Annotated in this window: 14 protein-coding genes; 8 read left to right on the forward strand and 6 right to left on the reverse strand. The window is 74.4% G+C overall.

Annotation, left to right across the window (positions count from 1 at the left end):
• Positions 1 to 86: 86 nt before the first annotated feature.
• Positions 87 to 1,007, reverse strand: coding sequence for a hypothetical protein (locus ACWEK3_RS01100; RefSeq protein ID WP_450543160.1), 921 nt, complete (start codon positions 1,005 to 1,007; stop codon positions 87 to 89).
• A 131-nt stretch (positions 1,008 to 1,138) separates the two neighbouring features.
• Entirely contained in the window at positions 1,139 to 1,579 is a 441-nt protein-coding gene (locus ACWEK3_RS01105; protein WP_450543162.1) for a hypothetical protein, read from the reverse strand.
• Between the two features lie 125 nt (positions 1,580 to 1,704).
• On the opposite strand from ACWEK3_RS01105, the gene ACWEK3_RS01110 reads away from it, so the two are divergent.
• The 4 genes from ACWEK3_RS01110 (at position 1,705) to ACWEK3_RS01125 (ending at position 7,538) form a co-directional block, all read left to right on the forward strand.
• A complete protein-coding gene (locus ACWEK3_RS01110; RefSeq protein ID WP_453248616.1) occupies positions 1,705 to 2,766 on the forward strand; it encodes a hypothetical protein in 1,062 nt (353 codons plus the stop codon).
• A 182-nt stretch (positions 2,767 to 2,948) separates the two neighbouring features.
• Positions 2,949 to 3,293 (forward strand): effector-associated constant component EACC1, encoded by a 345-nt coding sequence (locus tag ACWEK3_RS01115; protein WP_361413336.1) that lies wholly within the window; start codon positions 2,949 to 2,951, stop codon positions 3,291 to 3,293.
• A gap of 4 nt (positions 3,294 to 3,297) precedes the next feature.
• Positions 3,298 to 6,150, forward strand: coding sequence for a caspase family protein (locus ACWEK3_RS01120; protein WP_453248617.1), 2,853 nt, complete (start codon positions 3,298 to 3,300; stop codon positions 6,148 to 6,150).
• Positions 6,150 to 7,538, forward strand: coding sequence for an extracellular solute-binding protein (locus ACWEK3_RS01125; RefSeq protein WP_450543169.1), 1,389 nt, complete (start codon positions 6,150 to 6,152; stop codon positions 7,536 to 7,538). Before ACWEK3_RS01120 ends, ACWEK3_RS01125 begins: the two co-directional genes overlap by 1 nt.
• A 57-nt stretch (positions 7,539 to 7,595) precedes the next feature.
• Here ACWEK3_RS01125 and ACWEK3_RS01130 read toward each other — a convergent pair whose 3' ends face one another.
• Positions 7,596 to 7,760, reverse strand: a complete 165-nt coding sequence (locus tag ACWEK3_RS01130) for a hypothetical protein (protein WP_390872895.1) — start codon at positions 7,758 to 7,760, stop codon at positions 7,596 to 7,598.
• A 188-nt stretch (positions 7,761 to 7,948) separates the two neighbouring features.
• On the opposite strand from ACWEK3_RS01130, the gene ACWEK3_RS01135 reads away from it, so the two are divergent.
• Both ACWEK3_RS01135 and ACWEK3_RS01140 read left to right on the forward strand, forming a co-directional pair.
• Entirely contained in the window at positions 7,949 to 9,292 is a 1,344-nt protein-coding gene (locus ACWEK3_RS01135; RefSeq protein ID WP_450543171.1) for a helix-turn-helix domain-containing protein, read from the forward strand.
• Positions 9,293 to 9,916: 624 nt separating this feature from the next.
• Positions 9,917 to 10,684 carry a GAF and ANTAR domain-containing protein gene (locus tag ACWEK3_RS01140; RefSeq protein ID WP_453248618.1) on the forward strand — a complete coding sequence of 256 codons (768 nt, stop codon included), beginning with the start codon at positions 9,917 to 9,919 and terminating at the stop codon, positions 10,682 to 10,684.
• A 155-nt stretch (positions 10,685 to 10,839) separates the two neighbouring features.
• Here ACWEK3_RS01140 and ACWEK3_RS01145 read toward each other — a convergent pair whose 3' ends face one another.
• Entirely contained in the window at positions 10,840 to 11,610 is a 771-nt protein-coding gene (locus ACWEK3_RS01145; RefSeq protein WP_450543175.1) for a hypothetical protein, read from the reverse strand.
• Positions 11,611 to 11,876: 266 nt separating this feature from the next.
• Between ACWEK3_RS01145 and ACWEK3_RS01150 the strand changes: the two genes are divergently transcribed.
• A complete protein-coding gene (locus ACWEK3_RS01150; protein WP_453248619.1) occupies positions 11,877 to 12,863 on the forward strand; it encodes a nucleoside hydrolase in 987 nt (328 codons plus the stop codon).
• Between the two features lie 79 nt (positions 12,864 to 12,942).
• Here the strand turns inward: ACWEK3_RS01150 and ACWEK3_RS01155 are convergent, their stop codons facing one another.
• A complete protein-coding gene (locus ACWEK3_RS01155) occupies positions 12,943 to 13,899 on the reverse strand; it encodes an LAETG motif-containing sortase-dependent surface protein (RefSeq protein ID WP_450543179.1) in 957 nt (318 codons plus the stop codon).
• Positions 13,900 to 14,220: 321 nt separating this feature from the next.
• On the opposite strand from ACWEK3_RS01155, the gene ACWEK3_RS01160 reads away from it, so the two are divergent.
• A complete protein-coding gene (locus tag ACWEK3_RS01160; RefSeq protein ID WP_450543181.1) occupies positions 14,221 to 15,906 on the forward strand; it encodes a glycoside hydrolase family 13 protein in 1,686 nt (561 codons plus the stop codon).
• Positions 15,907 to 15,946: 40 nt separating this feature from the next.
• Here the strand turns inward: ACWEK3_RS01160 and ACWEK3_RS01165 are convergent, their stop codons facing one another.
• Positions 15,947 to 16,663, reverse strand: coding sequence for a DUF4142 domain-containing protein (locus ACWEK3_RS01165; RefSeq protein WP_376397628.1), 717 nt, complete (start codon positions 16,661 to 16,663; stop codon positions 15,947 to 15,949).
• Positions 16,664 to 16,885: the final 222 nt, after the last annotated feature.

Raw genomic sequence — 16,885 nt, forward strand, 5'->3', positions numbered from 1 at the left:
CACCAGCTCGCGAACCGTCCCCCCTGCTTGGTCACGACGACGAGCCTACGGGGTCGCCACGGACCCCGGGCATCCCGCGCGCGGGGTCAGACGCGTACGCGCGGCGGCGGCTGCTGGGGGCGGGTCTGGGTGGTGGGCGCCTCGGCCGCCCGGCGGCGGCGGAATGGCCGGCGCGGGCGGCGGGAGAGCCAGGTCAGGGCGGCCACCGTCAGACCGAGCGCGACCAGGATCCATGAGGTGGTGCGCAGGGTGGCCGTGAGGGCGTCGTAGACGGCGCCGACGGCCGGCTGGGAGACCTCGGCGGGCAGGTCGGCGAGGGTCAGGCTGCGGCCGATGGCGACGGCGAGGGCGAGCAGCGCGCCGCCGAGGGCGGTGCCGAGCGCGGTGGCGGTCAGCGCACGGCGGCGGCGGGCGGCCAGGGCGAGCCCGGCGACGGCGAACGCGACGGCCGCGACCGGCAGCCAGAAACCGGCGATTTCGAGCACGTGGAACCCCTTCCGCAGGCGGCCCAGTTGCTGGGCCGGAAGCAGATCGACCTCGGTGTGCTGGACGGGGATGCGGTTCGCGAGCGGTACGTGGTCCTGGGCGAGCTGGGCCTTGACCTGGGCGGTGACGGGCGCGAGGTCGACGGTGACCGGGCGTTCGAGGGGGTCGCGTTCGTCGCGCAGGGCCCGCAACACGGCGTCGTGGGCGGCCCGGTTGCCCTCGTTCCACGCCGTGCGGAAGGCCTCGGTCTGGGTGAACGAGCGGACCGCGTCGTGAACGAAGGGGGTGATGGTGCCGGGGCGCACGTGGGCGTCCAGCCCGTGCCCGATCTCCTGCACGATCCCGTCCCCGACGGTGTCCGCGATCGCGTCGCGCACGTCCGGGTCGTCGGCGAGCGGCGCCATCGTGGTGACGTAGCGACCGGTGTCGGAGAGCCCGTACGCCGCCCAGGCCGACAGCACGCCGAACGGCACGAGCAGGCATGAGAGCGCGATGAGCACGGCCGACAGACCGCTTCGCATACGTCGGGACACGTTCTCAGCCAAGGCCGTCGCCCGCCCCTCCGCGAGCGGAGGGGCGGCATTCGGGTGACCGGCGGGAGAGCGGTTCGGTCGATTCGGTCGGTCCGGGTCGGCTGACGTGGGTCAGCGGGTCAACTCACGCGACGGCCCGCCGCGTCCTCGTGCGTGTAGAACCAGTAGAAGCAGAAGAGGCCCGCGACGATCCCTATCCCCAGCGACAGGCCGACCGTCGGCACGATCGCGTGGCCGCTCTGGCTGTAGAGGAAGCCGAACGCCACGCCGATGAAGGCGAACCACAGCGCGGCGTGCTGCTCCCGCCGCAGCCGGGGGCCGACCATGAGGACGCCTGCCAGGACCACCGCGAACACGATCGCGGTCACGAAGCCGAACAGCACGTTCCAGCCCGTGATCGGTCCGCCGTAGCGCCGGTCGGCCGCGGCCCAGTAGCCGTAGACGAGCCCCAGGGCGAGCGGTCCCGCCCACCGGCCGATGGCATGGGCCCGGTCGCTGAACAGGTTGGGTGGGCGGGTGGTGCGGGTGGTGATACCGGACACGGGTGCCGCGTGCGCCATGAGAGCGCTCCTCTCTCTCCTCGCCCCCGCCTACCAGAGCACACCGGGGAAGGAGCCCTGGCAAGTCGGTGGAGCGGTTAACGTGCTGACGTACGCGACCGACCGGATCACGACACGGGGGGACGATGCCCGGAACCGTGCTGCTGCTCGCGGCCGCGCCCGTGGGCAGGGGACGTCTGGTGGACGCCGCGTCCGTGCTGCCGGTGCTGGCCGCCGTGGCGCCCTCCGTGCTGTCCGGCACGGACACCGCGACCGTGGTGGAGCTCGCCGACCCGCTGGAGCCGCAGGCCGTGCTCACCCGGCTGCGCGCGGCCGCGGCGTCGCCCGGCCCGCTCACCGTGTTCCTCACCGGCCAGCTCCAGCTGGACCGCCGCCAGCGCCTGCCCCACCTGGCGCTCGCCCGCACCACCCCGGCGACCGTCCGCTACACGGCCCTGCCCTGGCACTGGCTGCGCGAGGAACTCCGGCTGCGCCCGGACGGCACGACCACGGTCGTGGCCGACCTGCACGCGGACGCGGAGAGCTGGAAACTGCTGCGCGGGTGCCCCTTGGACCGCGGGCACAACATCGCCCTGTACGGCCGGATCGCACCGCCACCGGCCCGGCGCACGGTGGCGGCACCGGCGTACATGAGAGCGGTGGCGACGATCCTGCGCAGCGGGCACCGGCCGCTCCCGGCGGAGCTGCACGAGCAGGCGCTGTCGCGGCTGACCGAGGAGTACGGCGGCCCCGGCCTCGTGCTCACCGCGCCCGGGCCGGGGCCGGCCGACCCGCACACGGCCATCACCGCCTGCGTGCAGGCCGGCCGGCACGGCGACGCCGACGCGCTCGCCGCCCGCTGGGAGCGGGCCGCCGCCCTCGCCCACGGAGCGGCCTCCGAGGACGCGCTGCACTGGGCCGAGGTCCGCGCGGACCTGGCGATGTTCGCGGGCGACGCCGCCCGCAGCTGCCGGGCCTGGCTGACCGTGGCCACCACCCGCCTGGCCATGGGCCAGGTCCCCGACGCCGTGGCCGTCGAGACCGCCGTCGACCGCGCCCACCACCAGTGGGGGCTGATCCACGACCCCGAACGGGCCCGCGAACTCGGCTCGGTGCTCGCGGAGTTGCGCGGCCGGGTGCCGGGCCGGCGAGAGGGCGCGCTGGACCATGTGCGCCGTCAGCTGAGCCAGCTGCAGACGCAGGCCTGAGGCGGGCCTGACGCGGATCTGGTGCGGGTCCGAGGCGGGTCTGACGCAGGTCTGGTGCGGGTCCGGTGCAGATTTGGCCCGGGTTTCCCGAGGTCCGTACGGGTCCGGTGTGGCCGAAATGCACCCTCCCGGAGAGTTGTGTCGCGGTGCCAGGATGGTGAGTTATGGCTGAGGGGGATGGCGTGGCCGGCCGAGGTGTACGGGTCCGGCTGGACGGAAGTGCGAGCAACAAGGACGTCGGCGCGCTGAAGGCGTGGCTGGAGCGGGAGAAACCGCTGGAGGAGCTGGTCAGCGGGGGACGGCTGCGGATTGTCGAGCAGCCGCGTTCGGACGTGCCGCCCGGTCGCATGGGCGCCGGCATGGAGATCCTGCTGTTCCTGCTCGGCGCGGGAGCCGAAGCCGTGTTCGACGAGCTGGTGGCGCAGACCAGGCGGGCGGTGGCGGCCTGGCTGGAGAACCGCCGCCGGGTGGAGTCCGGCGACTCACCCCAGACCCACGTCGATCCGGTGCACCACGACGAGGGGTAGCCCCGTGGACCGCTTCGACCCGCGCGGGCGGGTGAACCGGGCGCTGCTGGTCGGTGTTTGGGAGTACGAGCACACGCAGCCGGACGATCCGGAGGGCGTTCCCGGCCATCTGCCCGCCGTCCGGCACAACCTGGAGCGGCTGGAGGACGTGCTGCGCCGGAGCGGGATCTTCGGCGGGCGGGACGAGACCGGGGAGCGGGAGGCCACCGACGGGCAGGAGGCTGCCGTCGGGCGGGAGGCTGCCGTCGGGCGGGAGGACACCGCCGGGCGGGAGGACACAGACAGCCAGGACGGCGCCGGCGGGCAGGAGGCCGGCGGACCGGACGCCGTCGGATCGGAGGAGGTCACCGTCCTGCGCTCGCCATCCCTGGATCAGTTCAGCGAGGCGCTGCGCACCGCCGCCCAGGACGCCGACGGCCTGCTGCTGTGCTACTTCGCCGGACACGGCGCCGTGCCGAGCGCGGGCGACGAGCTGTTCCTTCAGATGCGCAACGCGCGCGTGGTCGCCGGCGGCCGGGCCGTGTTCCCGGGCGCCGAGGCGTTCACCGGGATGCTCACCGTGCTCGCCGGGAGCCGCGCCGAGCGGATCGTGGTGATCCTCGACTGCTGCTACGCGGGTAACGCCGCCAAGGTGTGGCACGACTTCGCCGACCGTCGGCGGATCCTGCTGCTGATGAGCGTGCAGGCCAACCGGCTCATCGACTCCGGCGACGGCACGCGAGCCACCCCGTTCACCGAAGAGCTCGTACAACTCCTCGACTCAAGCGGGGAGTTGTCCTTTCTGGAGCTCTTCGACCGGCTGCGCGGGCAGATGGTCGGGGCGGGCCGCAGGACCCCGCTCGGTGACCTGTGGGAGCCGCAGTTCGCCGGTGAGCCGGGCACGGACGTGCTGCTGGTGGCGCGGGAGGGCGAGCCGGTGCGCGAGGGCGAGCCGGAGGAGCCGAGCACACCCGCACCGGACCCGGGGCAGTCGTCCGAGGAGCCCGCGCCCTCGGCGCAGTCCTCCGCACAGCCGCCGCGCACCGAGTCACCGGGCGGGCAGGCGGGCACCGGGCCGAGCACCGGCACCGGCGGCCCGGTCCGTCTCCTGGTGGCCCTGTTCGCCGTGTCGCGTGCCCGGGCGCGTGCCGTGATCGACTGGTTCGTCGGGCTGCGCACCAGGGCCCGGGTCGTGGTGAGCGCGCTGCTGGTGCTCGCGCTCGCCGCGCTCGGTGCCGGCGGCTACGAACTCGTCGGCCCCGGCGGCGGCCACTCCTGCGCGCCGCCGCTCGAACTGCGCCTGCTGACCGACCCCGAACTGGAGCCGACGGTCCGCACCGCCGCCGACGCTTATCTGACCTCGCGGGCCAACACCACCGGGCACGGCTGCCGCCGCAGCGGCCTCACCGTCTACAGCGCGGGCGCGACCGCCGCGGTCTCCGCGCTGCGCCGGCAGAGCGACGCCTGGCAGGAACCCCGCGTGGAGGACACCAACCCGCAGCGGGACGTCGGGCCGCAGCCGGACGTGTGGATCCCCGCCTCGGGCACCGACGCGGCCCGGGTCACCACCGACTGGACCACCCGTAGTTACGTCGAACTCCACCCGGACGAGGAGCCGTTCGCGTACTCGCCCGTCGTGCTGGCCGTACCGCAGAACCTCGCCGGGGCCGGACTGGACGAGCGCGTCGGGCTGCCGCTGTCCGGGCTGATCGCGAACCTGAGGAAGCAGGACGCGAACGCCGGGGTGCTGCGGCCCGACCCGGAGTTCACCGACTCCGCCCTGCTGGCGACCATCGGCCTGTACGGCGGCACCGCCGACTCGCGCGCCGCCGAGCAGGCCGTACGCCCCGCGGGACCGCCCTCGCCGACCGCCGCCGAGCTGCTGTGCGCGCTGCCGGCCGACCGCGCCGCGGACGGCCGTACCGCCGCGCTCGTCCCGGAGTTCCTGCTCAGGAGCGGGGTGGGCTGCGAGCGGACGACACGCGTGCCGCGGATCGCCGAGTACCCCGCCGACGTACCGGCGCTGACGCCCACCTTCGTGCGGGTCCGCTGGGAGGGCGGCGACCGGGACGCGGCGGCGCGGGACGACGCCGTCGACCGCTTCCGCACCTGGCTCATCGGAGAGGAGGGCCTGGCCGCGTTCGCCGCCGACGGCTTCCGGTCGGCGACGGAATCCGGCCACCGGCTGCTCGACGCGGACCACGCCGGCGTGGGCGTGCTGCGCGGCCCCAGCCCGCTGCCGGGCGCGGCCCGCCGGACGGCGATGGAGGAGGCCCTCACGCGGTACCGCAGCGCCCACGGACCCGGCCGGGTCCTCTACCTCCTCGACAGCTCCGGTTCGATGAGCACGCGATGGCCGGGGCCCAGCGGCGGCCCCGGCATCCTGAAGCAGTCCCTGGGCGGGCTCGGCGCCCAGGACGACTACGGGGTGTGGGCGGTCTACGGCACCTCCGGCGACCAGCCCTACCAGCAGCTGCTCCCCTTCGGGCACCACCGCCGCGCCGACGCCGAGCACGTCGTCGACGCCGAGGCGCGGGTGCGCGACGCCGAGGCCGACCCGCACGCGGCGCTGCTCGCCGCGCTGGACGACATGGCCGGCCGCGGCACCGACGACCAGCGGCCGCAGCTGATCGTCTACATCACCGACGACGAGGACAGCGACCGGCTGACCGGGAAGAACCTGGACGAGGTGCTGGCCCGGGCGCGGAAGGCGAAGGTGCCGGTGGACATGGTGTCCCTGATCAGCGGCTCCTGCGACACGGGCCGGCCGGACGCCCGGATCGCCGAGGCGAGTGGCGGCCGCTGCCTGGACGCGGGCGACGATCCCGGCAGGGGCCTGCGCGACGAGGTCGCCCGAGTGGGGACGGGGGAGCACTGATGGCACGACGACCGGCCGCGACGCTCGCCCGCCTGCTGGTGCTGCCGCTGCTCGCGGCCACCGCCTGCACCGGGGGCGGGTCACGGGACGGGCAGACGCCCGCCGCCGACGTGCCCGGGGACATCGTGGTGGCCAGCGGCCGGGACGTGACCGGCAAGAACGGCGTCCGCCAGCAGCTCATCGACGCCTGGAACCGGCAGCAGGAGCAGCAGGACTCCGGCTACCACGCCCGCCTGGTGGAACTGCCGGGCTCCGCCGACCAGCAGCGCAGCCAGCTGCTGGGCGCGCTCCAGTCGGGCAGCGCCCACTACGACGTGGTCAACCTGGACGTCACCTGGGTACCGGAGTTCGCCGAGGCGGACCTGATCGGGCGGCTGTCCGACGAGGCCGTCGACGCCGACGTCATCGCGTCCGTGGCCGACACCGCCCGCTGGAAGGACCAGGTGTACGCGGTGCCGTTCAACAGCGACGTCGGTCTGCTCTACTACCGGCGCGACTATCTGAGCCGGGCGGGCGTCCAGCGCACCGGCCCGGACGCGATCCGCACCTGGCACGACCTGCTCGGCCTCGGCGACACCCTCGACGCGCGCCCGCCCAAGGGGTACGAGAAGCTCTGGACCACGCAACTGGCCGCCTACGAGGGCCGTACGGTCAACGCCGTGGAGGCGTTCGCCTCGGCGACCGACGACTTCGCGCTCACCGACGCCTCCGGCCGCTACACCGCCGATCTGCGGGAGCTGACCGACGGCATCACGGAGCTGCGCCGGCGCACCGACAAGCCGTACACCCTGGACAGCGCCGTCAGCTCAGACGAGGCGTCCTCGCTCAGCGACTTCGAGGACGGCCGCACCGCCTTCCTGCGGCAGTGGCCGTACGCCTACGGCACGCTCCACCAGAGTTTCACCGAGCAGCAGCTCGGCGTGGCCCCGCTGCCCGGCCGGGCGGTGCTCGGCGGGCAGAACCTGGCGGTCACCCGGTCCTCGCAGCGGGCCGGGAAGGCGGCCGAGCTGATCACGTTCCTCACCAGCCCCGAGAGCGAACGCTGCCTGCTGGACGCGGGCTTCGCCGCGACCCGTACGTCGGCGTACACCGACGACCGTGTCCGCTGCACGTCCGTGCCCGCCTCCGCCGGCTCGCCGTCGGCGTCGCCCACCGGCGAGAGCACCGACCGCATGCCCCGCGACACGGCGGGCCGTCCCGGCTACGCCCGCGGCATCCTGCTGCCCGCCCTCCAGCGGGCGGTCTCCCGACCGCGCACCCCGCTCTACGGGGCGTTCACCCAGACCTTCACCGCTCAGCTGGGTGCCCTGTTCTCCGACAACCCGCCCAGCGACGCGGTGCTGGCCGACCGGCTGGACGAGGCGCTGCGCCGGGCGCTGCCGGGCTGAGCGCGAGCGCGACGGGGGCGCCGACGCGCGGTACCGGCTGCCTGTCCGGTCACAGCACTAGCGGCTCTGGACCGCCTGCGGGGCGGGGACCGGGTCGGCCGAGGGCACCGGTCCGGCGTTGGCCGCCGCGACCAGGGCGGCCACGGCTATGAGGGCCGCGCCGAATCCTCTGACGCAACGTGCGGAGAAGTGTCCTTGGCGCGCGACAGTGCGTCCGAGCACGGCAACCGACCTCGCAACGACAGTGATGGATTAAGCGCGTTTAACGCACCCTCCAACGTAGGGGGTGAGGAGGTCGAACGAAAAGGGCGCCAGGGCGAGTTGGGGTGCGCTGGGCGTAAGGTCCGGTGCTGACCTCGGGTCAGTCGAGACGGCTCGCCGCAACTCGGCTTACTGGCATGATGAACCGCATGGCGAAGCGGGACGACCCGGAGACCATCGGGCGCAGGGTGCAGCGGCTACGGCGGGAACGAGGCCTGACCCAGCGTCAGTTGGCGGAGCCGGCGTACACCCCCGCCTATATCTCCACGCTCGAGGCGGGGCGGGTCCGGCCCTCCGACGAGGCGCTCAGGCACCTCGCCGAGCGGCTCGGAGTCGCCTTCGACGAACTCGCCACCGGCCGCCCCGCCCATCTCGCCACCGACCTGCGCCTCAGGCTGACCGAGGCCCGGCGCACGCTCGCCACCGGGGAGTCCGTGAAGGCGGCCGAGCAGTACACCCGGCTGCTGGCGGAGGCCGAGGAGCACGAACTCGTCGACGTCCAGGCCGAGGCGTTGCTGGGGCTCGGCGAATGCGCCCTGGAGACCGGCGAACTGGAGAGCGGCCGTCAGTTCTTCGAACGGTCCGAGCGGGCCCTCGCCGACGCGCCGCTGCCCGCCAGGGTCCCCGCGCTGCGCGGCCGCGCCGTGTCCCACTACCTGGCGGGGGAGCTGCGGTACGCCGTCTACCTGCTGGAGTCCACCCTCGACGAGCTCAACCGGGGCGGGCTGCACGACCCGGACGCGCTGCTGCTGCTCTACGCCGGCGTCATCGGGCCGTACATGGACATGGGGGCGCACGCGCGGGCGGCCCAGGCGGCCGAGTTCGCGCTCGCGCTGGCCCCGCAGGCGGGCGATCCCGCGCTGGTGGCCCGGATGCACCGGTCGGTGGCCCGCACCCTGCTCGCCGAGGGCCGGATCGCCGAGGCCGACGCCTCGCTCGCCAAGGCCGCCGAGCTCTACCGTGCCCTCCAGTTGCGCACCGAACTCGCCAACTGCCACTGGATGCGCGGCTACGTCTGCGCCCAGAACGGCGAACTTGAGCGCGCCGAGGAGGAGTTGAGGTCCGCCCAGGCCATGCTGTCCGCCCAGCGGGCCGCGCTCTACACCAGCCAGGTCGCGGTCGAGCTGGCCGACGTCCTGCACCGGCGCGGCAAGTCCGAGGAGGCCGCCGACCTGCTGCGAAACGTCCTGGGCGACCTCTCCTCCGAGCGGGGCGCCGTGCACGCCGCCGCCGCGCACCGCCTGCTCGGCATCATCGCCGAGGACGCCCGCGACACGGAGGCCGCCGAGGAGCACTACGTGCGTGCGCTGAGCCTGCTGGAACGGGCGGGCGCGGTCGGCGACCTGGCCGACCTGTGCCGCCTCCTCGGTGATCTGCTGCGCCGCACCGGCCGCGTGGAGGCGGCCCTGGACGCCTACCGCACCGGCCTCGGCCACCGCACCGCCCCCGGCACCACGACCCTGGGCCCGGCCCCGGCACAGCCGCCGCTGTGACGGCCGGCCGCCGCGGCGACGGCGGCGGCGCGCGGCTCCTGGGGGCGGATTCCGTGGCTTCCGGGGGTGGTTTCCGGAGCGGTTTCCCGGGGTGCGCCGGGGGTACCCGCCGCATGCCCCGGGCCGGGGACTCGCCTTCGTGCGGTTCTCCTCGTTCGGCGCGTGCCGGTGCGTCTGGTCCCGGGGTGCGCGGACGGGCGACGACGGCCGCGCCGATGACGTGAGGAGGCGGTGGCCGTGCGGTCCAGGGACGACGGCCTCGACGTCCCGGGCGAGGAACCCGACCGGGAGGGCCGACCGGGCCGCGGGGGCGGGGGTCGCTGGGGCGGGGGTCGCGGGGGCGAGGGTCGCTTGGGCGAAGGCTGCGGGGGCGAGGGCCGCGGGGGCGAAGTTCGCGGGGGCGAGGGTCGCTGGGGCGGGGGTCGCGGGGGCGAGGGCCGCGGGGGCGAAGGCCGTGGGGGCGAGGGTCGCTGGGGCGGGGGTCGCGGGGGCGAGGGCCGCGGGGGCGAAGGCCGTGGGGGCGAGGGTCGCTTGGGCGAAGGCTGCGAGGGCGAGGGCCGCGGGGGCGAAGGCCGTGGGGGCGAGGAGCGCGGGGGCGGGGGTCGTCGGGAGCGGGCGGGTGCGATGGCGCGTGGGCGGGACCGGGTACGTGGCCCGTTGGACGCCGCCGACGTGATCGCCGAGGGTGTGCGGGGCGTACCGGTCGCCGAGGTCCCGTGCCGGTTGTGCGCGGTCGCGGTGGAACTGCTGCCGGTCACCGGTGCCAGCGTCTCGCTGCGCGGCAACGGCATGCCCGTGCGGATGGGTGCCAGCGACGCGGTGGCCGCCCGCCTGGCCGAGATCCAGGCCACCCTGGGCGACGGGCCGTCGATGTACGCGGCGGAGGCCGGCGCGCCCGTGCTGGCGTCCGACCTGACCGCGGGCCGCGACGCCCGGCGCTGGCCGGTGTTCGCCCAGCAGGCGGCCGAGGCCGGCGTGCGGGCCGTGTACTCCGTTCCGCTGGGCGACGACGCCGTCTGCGTGGGCACGCTCGACCTGTACGGCGACGCCCCGCACGAACTCAGCGGGCGGGAGCTGCACACCGCGCGGCTGGTGGCCGGTGTGATGACGCTGGCCCTGATGTCCCTGCCCCTGGACGAGAACGACGAGAACGACGCAGCCTACGAGGCGGACGTGACCGGTGGCGGCGCCGGAGAGGCGTCCTGGCTGCGCGCCGTCGCCGCGGAGCAGGACGAGGTCTACCAGGCCATCGGCATGATCATGGCCCAGCTCGGAGTCGGCGCCGACGAGGCACTGGCACTGCTGCGCGCCCACGCCTTCGCCGAGAGCCGCACGGCACTCGACGTGGCACACGAGGTGATCACCCACAGGAAGAGGTTCGACCGCGACTAGTGCCCCGACAGACAACGTCCGCCCCGTCGCGGGCAAACGTTGCCTGCCGCGGCACTGGAGCCCCGCGGACCGTTCACCGGGACCGAAATCCGTGCGTACGCACGGCGGTTGCGGGTGCGGCTCACGCGTGACCGGCGATGGAGGCCGGCCGGGGCTCAGGCCCGGGTCCCTGCCTTGTGCACTGCCGTCAGGCGGTCCACGGCGTGCTGGACCGCCTGTTCGGTGGTGTCCCGCAGCGGGGCGCCCAGGGTGCCGGTGGTGAGGACGATCGCGTCGTCGCCGACGCGAACCGTGGCGAGGTCCAGGGTGAGGGTGGACAGGGTGTCCTCGTACGACTCGGCGGTGAAGGTGAGGCGCAGGCCCTGGCGGGCGTCGCCGACGTTCGGCAGGGCGAGGTCCGCGACCCGTACGTCCAGGAAGTCGGATTTCGTGGCCGAGGCGGTGAAGTTTGCGCAGGTCTGCGGCATGTTCTTGAGCCAGGCGAGGGTGCGGTCCACGTCCGGGGCGCGCAGCGCGAGCACCTGGTGGCGCAGTTGGGCCCCGTCGTCGCTGTCGTCGTAGGCGGCCACGGCGTGCGTGCCCGAGGGCGTGCCGAACGGTTCCTCGGTGTAGAGGGCGTCGAGGAGGCGCCCGCACTCGGTGGTGTCGGCCCGGGCCTTGAGCACGCCGTCCCGCCAGGTCGCCGCGCCCTGGGTCGGAGCCCACCGCGATCCGAGGTCCGCCTCGGTCAGCAACGCGGTCCGCGCCTGGTCCGGCGTGAGCGCGGCGTCCGGCACCGCGGCGGCGGGGCCGGGCCGGCGGGTGGCCGCCGGCGCGGAGGCGTGGACGGTCCGGCCGGACTGCCCGGCGGTGCAGGCGGCCTCGGTCAGCAGGACGGCCGCGCAGAGCGCGGAGGCGGCCAGGACACGGGCCGGGGTACGGGACATGCATGCCTCCAGACGGACGGAACGCGCGCCGCGGACCTGGCGTCCGGACGGCGGCGCTCCTCCCACGGCACCACCGGGCGGCCCCGCCCACCAGCGCGCCGGTCCGTCCGGGTGAGCGCCGTGGAGCGGGGAAGGCCGGCGGACGGGCGCGCGCGGCACCGGGCCGGGCAAGTGACGATGGTGATGGCCCCGTACACGGCACCCGAATGCGGCACCCGAACGGCGGAACCCCCACGACGGAGCCCGTACGACGGAAGGAGCGCCCTGTGACCTCGCGGCCCACTCCTGTGATCATCGACTGCGACACCGGCGTCGATGACGCGCTCGCCCTGCTGTTCGCCGTCCGCCACCCGGGCCTCGACCTGCGCGCGGTCTCCTGTGTGGCCGGGAACGCGGACGTGGACCAGGTGGTACGGAACACGCTGACCGTTCTGGAGCAGGCGTGCGCTCCCGCCGTCCCGGTCGCGCGGGGCGCCGAGCGGCCGCTGCTCGAGCCCCTGCGCACCGCCCTTCATGTGCACGGCAGGGACGGCATGGGCGACCTCGGGCTGCCCGCGCCGGGCCGCCGTCCCGCCGACGTGGACGCGGTGACCCTGCTCCGCCACGCGATCCTGGACTGCGACCGCCCGGTCACCGTGATTCCCACCGCGCCGCTGACGAACATCGCCCTGCTGCTGCGCACCCACCCCGAGGTCACCCGCAACATCGAGCGGATCGTGTTCATGGGCGGCGCGGTCGCCACCGGAAACGCCACGCCCGTCGCCGAGTTCAACGTCTGGCACGATCCGGAGGCCGCCGCCGTCCTGCTCACCGCGGGCGTGCCGATCACGATGTACGGGCTCGACGTGTTCCAGCGGGTGCTCGTGCCGGAGGCGGACGTACGGCGGCTGTGCGGGCGCGACGAGCCCGGCGCCCGGCTGGCCGGACTGCTGCTGTCCCGCCCCGACCCGGCCGCCGGCGAGTACGCCCCGCACGGCGTCCTCGGCGACGCGGGCACGGTGTGCTCGGTGGCCGACCCGGACGGGCTGACCACCCACCGGCTGCCGGTGGAGGTGAACCTCGCGCCGGGCCCGGCCCGCGGGCAGACGGTCGTCGACCGCCGCCCGCGTCCGGGCGAGGCGGAACTGCACGGAGAGGCCCGCGAACAGGCCCTGGTGGACGTGGCGTTGGACATCGACGCCGAGCGGTACGTCCGGCTGTACCTGACCACCGTCGAGGGCACCGGGGACAGCGCTGCGGGTCAATACACCTAGGCCCTGGGGCGACGCCCCCGGTGCCGGCCGCCGTCGGCGAGCCGTGGCGGCCGGCACCCCGCGAGCCGTTCCGCGGGGGTCAGGAGGCCTGCTTCGCCGCCCGGCGCCGCGTGGTGACGACGAGCGCCGCGCCGCCCGCCAGCAGCACTGCCGCGCCGGCGGCGACGAGGCCGGTGCCGCTGCCGCCGCCGGTCTCGGCGAGGTCGCCGCTGCCGCCGTTCGGGGCCGGGGCGGGTGCGGTGGCGGACTCGGAGGCGGACGGGGCCGGGGCCTCGCTCGGCGGCGTCGCCGGGGCCGACGACGGACTCTCCGTCTCGGCGGGGCTCTTCGTGGCCGGGAGCGTCGGCTCCTCGGCCGGGGCCGACGACTCGGGGGCGGACGGGGCCGGCGGCGTGGCCGAGGGCTGCTCCTCGGTGGCCGTGCAGTCCTTGGTGCCGCCGTTCCAGGCCGCGATCAGCTTGTCCTTGATGACCGGGCGGTCCGGGCCCTTGGGCAGGTCGCCGTGCTCGAAGCCGTCGTTCGCGTCCGTCCTGCCGTCGAACCTGACCGCGCCGCGGTACAGGTCGACCTGGGCGAAGCAGCCCGCGTCCGGGACGGCGATGTCGAGGGAGCCGGTCTCGCCCCGTTTGACCGTCACCGTGTCGAAGTCGACGAACACCTGCTCGCCGGAGGTGGCGAAGGTCGCGCCGTGGGCGAGGTAGGAGGCCAGGGAGGCGGTACAGGTCGTGGCGTCGTGGGCGGTGCGGACGGTGATGTGGACCTTGCCGTCCTCGGTGGGCCGCAGGTTCTGGTCGTCGACCTTGACGGCGTCGTAGAAGTTCTTGCCGTCGAGCGAGAACTGGCAGCGGTCGCTCTCGGTGACCGTGCCGGCGCCCGTGCCGGGCTGGTAGCGGCCGCCGCCCTTCCAGCCCTCGCCGCCCGGCGCGCCGTGGGCCCAGGCACCGGAGGCGGCGGCGACGGAGGCGGCACACAGGGCGAGCGTCGCGGCGCCCGTTCCCAGCAGGCGGGCGGCGGAGACACGACTGGCTATGGACATACGGATCCCATCTTGCTTGTGCGCGGGGTGGCTGGTCGCGGGGCAACGGCACGGACCAGGACGGGCCGACGGAAGGTCGAAGGGAACAACGGGCCCATCGGTCACATGCGCCACAGTGTGAGGTCATGGTCGTGCGTGCGGCTGAGCCTGTCAATTTGCCGGAGCACAAAGGGACTTCGCGCCTTCATCACGCTTGTGCCACATAGGGAGCGACTCGCTCCGTCACGAGGGCGGTGTTCACTTTTCGGGCGATGTGGACAGAGTTCTCGTGTCGTCCGTAGCCATCCGTACGTCCGCCGTACGCACCGAAGAGGAGACCGCGTGACCGATCCCGCCCCCACGCACGACTCCCCGCAGGACACCGTGCCCGACCTGTCGTCCAGGAACCCGGACTGGTGGCGGCAGGCCGTCGTCTACCAGGTCTACCCCCGCAGCTTCGCCGACTCCGACGGCGACGGGCTCGGCGACCTGCGCGGCATCACCGGGCGGCTGCCGCACCTCGCCGCCCTCGGCGTGGACGCCGTGTGGCTCAGCCCCTTCTACCCTTCCGAACTGGCCGACGGCGGCTACGACGTCGCCGACCACCGGGACGTCGACCCGCGCCTGGGCACCCTGGACGACTTCGCCGCCCTGACCGCCGAGGCGCACCGCCTGGGCCTGAAGGTGATCGTGGACCTCGTCCCCAACCACACCTCCCACCGGCACCCCTGGTTCCAGGAGGCGCTGCGGGCCGGCCCCGGCTCCCCCGCCCGCGACCGCTACGTGTTCCGCGACGGCCGCGGCGCGCACGGCGAACTCCCGCCCACCGACTGGCAGTCCGTTTTCGGCGGCAGCGCCTGGCGGCGGGTGCCGGACGGGCAGTGGTACCTGCATCTGTTCGCGTCCGAGCAGCCGGACCTGAACTGGGGGAGCGAGGAGGTGCGCGCCGACTTCCGCACCACGCTGCGGTTCTGGGCCGACCGCGGCGTGGACGGCTTCCGTGTCGACGTGGCGCACGCCCTGGCCAAGGACCTCGATGAGCCGCTGCGGGACGTCGGGGACATCGACGCCACCGGCGAGGGCGCGCTGCCGCTCGTGCCGCCCGGCAGCCATCCGTACTACGACCGGGACGAGGTGCACGAGATCTACCGCGACTGGCGGCGGATCCTCGACTCCTACTCCCCGCCGCGCTCGGCGGTCGCCGAGGCCTGGGTGCCGGGAGCCCGGCGTGCGCTGTACGCCCGGCCCGACGAACTGGGCCAGGCCTTCAACTTCGAGTACCTCCAGACCGGATGGGACGCCGGCCGACTGCGGCAGGTCATCACCGAGTCGCTGGCCACGGCGCGGGCCGCGGGGGCGTCGGCCACCTGGGTGCTGTCCAACCACGACGTCGTACGGCACGCCTCGCGTCTGATGCTCCCGCCCGGCACCGACGAGAACGCCTGGCTGCTGTCCGGCGGCCGCGCCCCGGCCGTCGACGAGGCGGCGGGGCTGCGCCGCGCCCGCGCGGCGACGCTGCTGATGCTGGCCCTGCCCGGCTCGGCCTACCTCTACCAGGGCGAGGAGCTGGGCCTGCCGGAGGTGGCCGACCTGCCCGCCGAGGTCCTCCAGGACCCGGTGTGGGAGCAGACCGGCCGTGCCCGCAAGGGGCGCGACGGCTGCCGGGTGCCGCTGCCGTGGACCACCACCGGGGCGTCGTACGGTTTCGGTCCGGGCGCCGCCTGGCTGCCGCAGCCGCCGTGCTTCGCCGCGTACGCCGTCCAGGCGCAGGACGGAGTGGACGGCTCGGCCCTGGAGCTGTACCGCTCGGCGCTGCGGCTGCGCCGCAAGCTGCTGGAGGGCGAGTCGCTGACCTGGGTGGAGGACGGCCCGGCCGGGGTGCTCGCGTTCGCCCGCTCCGGCGGCCGGCGGTGCGTCACCAACCTGTCGGGCCGGGCCGTGCCGCTGCCGCCGGGGGAGGTGCTGCTGAGCAGTTCGCCCCTGACGGAGCGCCGGCTGGATCCGGACACCACCGTGTGGCTCGTGTAGTTCCCCGCGCGCGGGTTCCTTGCCGCGCGCGGGTTCCGCCTCAGCCCGCCGCCGGGCTGGGGCTCGGGTCGCCGGGCAGCACCAGCGGGCTCGACGTGGCGTTCGGCGGCGGGGTGAGCACGACCTCGGGCTGCCCGCCGGAGGGGGGCGGCGGGGTCAGGTCCGAGTCGGGCAGCTTGGGCGGGGTCGTCTGCATGAAGAGCACTTGGTCGAAGTTGACCAGGCCCGTCTCCTCCATGACCGTGATGTGGTCCAGGACGGTGGCGTTGGCCTGGTTGGCGAGCTCGCGGACCAGGCTGTTCTTGGTGGTGGAGCGGATCTTCGCGATGGTGTTGAAGATCGAGCCGTGCGTCACGCGCAGGATGTTGGCCATGTCGGAGTCGAACTGCTTGCCGGTGTCCCCGGCGAGCTGGGTGACGAAGCCCTGCTGCTGGGGGCTGGCCACGTTCGGCAGCGTGATGTTGAGCATGGGCGCGATCCTGCGGCAGCTCACGTCCAGTTGCGCGTGCCCGTCGATCAGGTGCTTGCCCGCCTTGACGACCTCCTTGGTGGTCCCCTTGCTCACCGCCATCTCGCCGACGGGGTACTCCCACAGCCCGGCCGCGCGCACCTTGACCACGAAGTCCCGGTCCGCCTCCGTCAGCGGCCCCCACTGGGTCTGGGCGATGATCCGGGAGCCGTCGCTGGAGACCTTCTCGAGGCCGAGCATGCTGGGGTAGGCGAGCGCGACCAGGGTCAGGCTGAGGGCACCGCCCACGAAAAGAGTTCCCGTCGCGTTCCGCGAAAAGCGCACCGTGCCTCCTGCCCGGTCATGGTCCCGCCGTGGGCGGTTCGGACATCCACATGTACGGGCCGGGAAGCGTAAAGAACCTTTTGATTTGGTAAAAAGAACCGGACGTGATGTGAGGCCGCTCACTCCCGTGGGCAGTTGGGCCCCTTCGCCGGTCGCCACGTCCAAGTGCTGTGGATAGCAACAAGG

Source organism: Streptomyces sp. NPDC004721 (genome assembly GCF_053601495.1).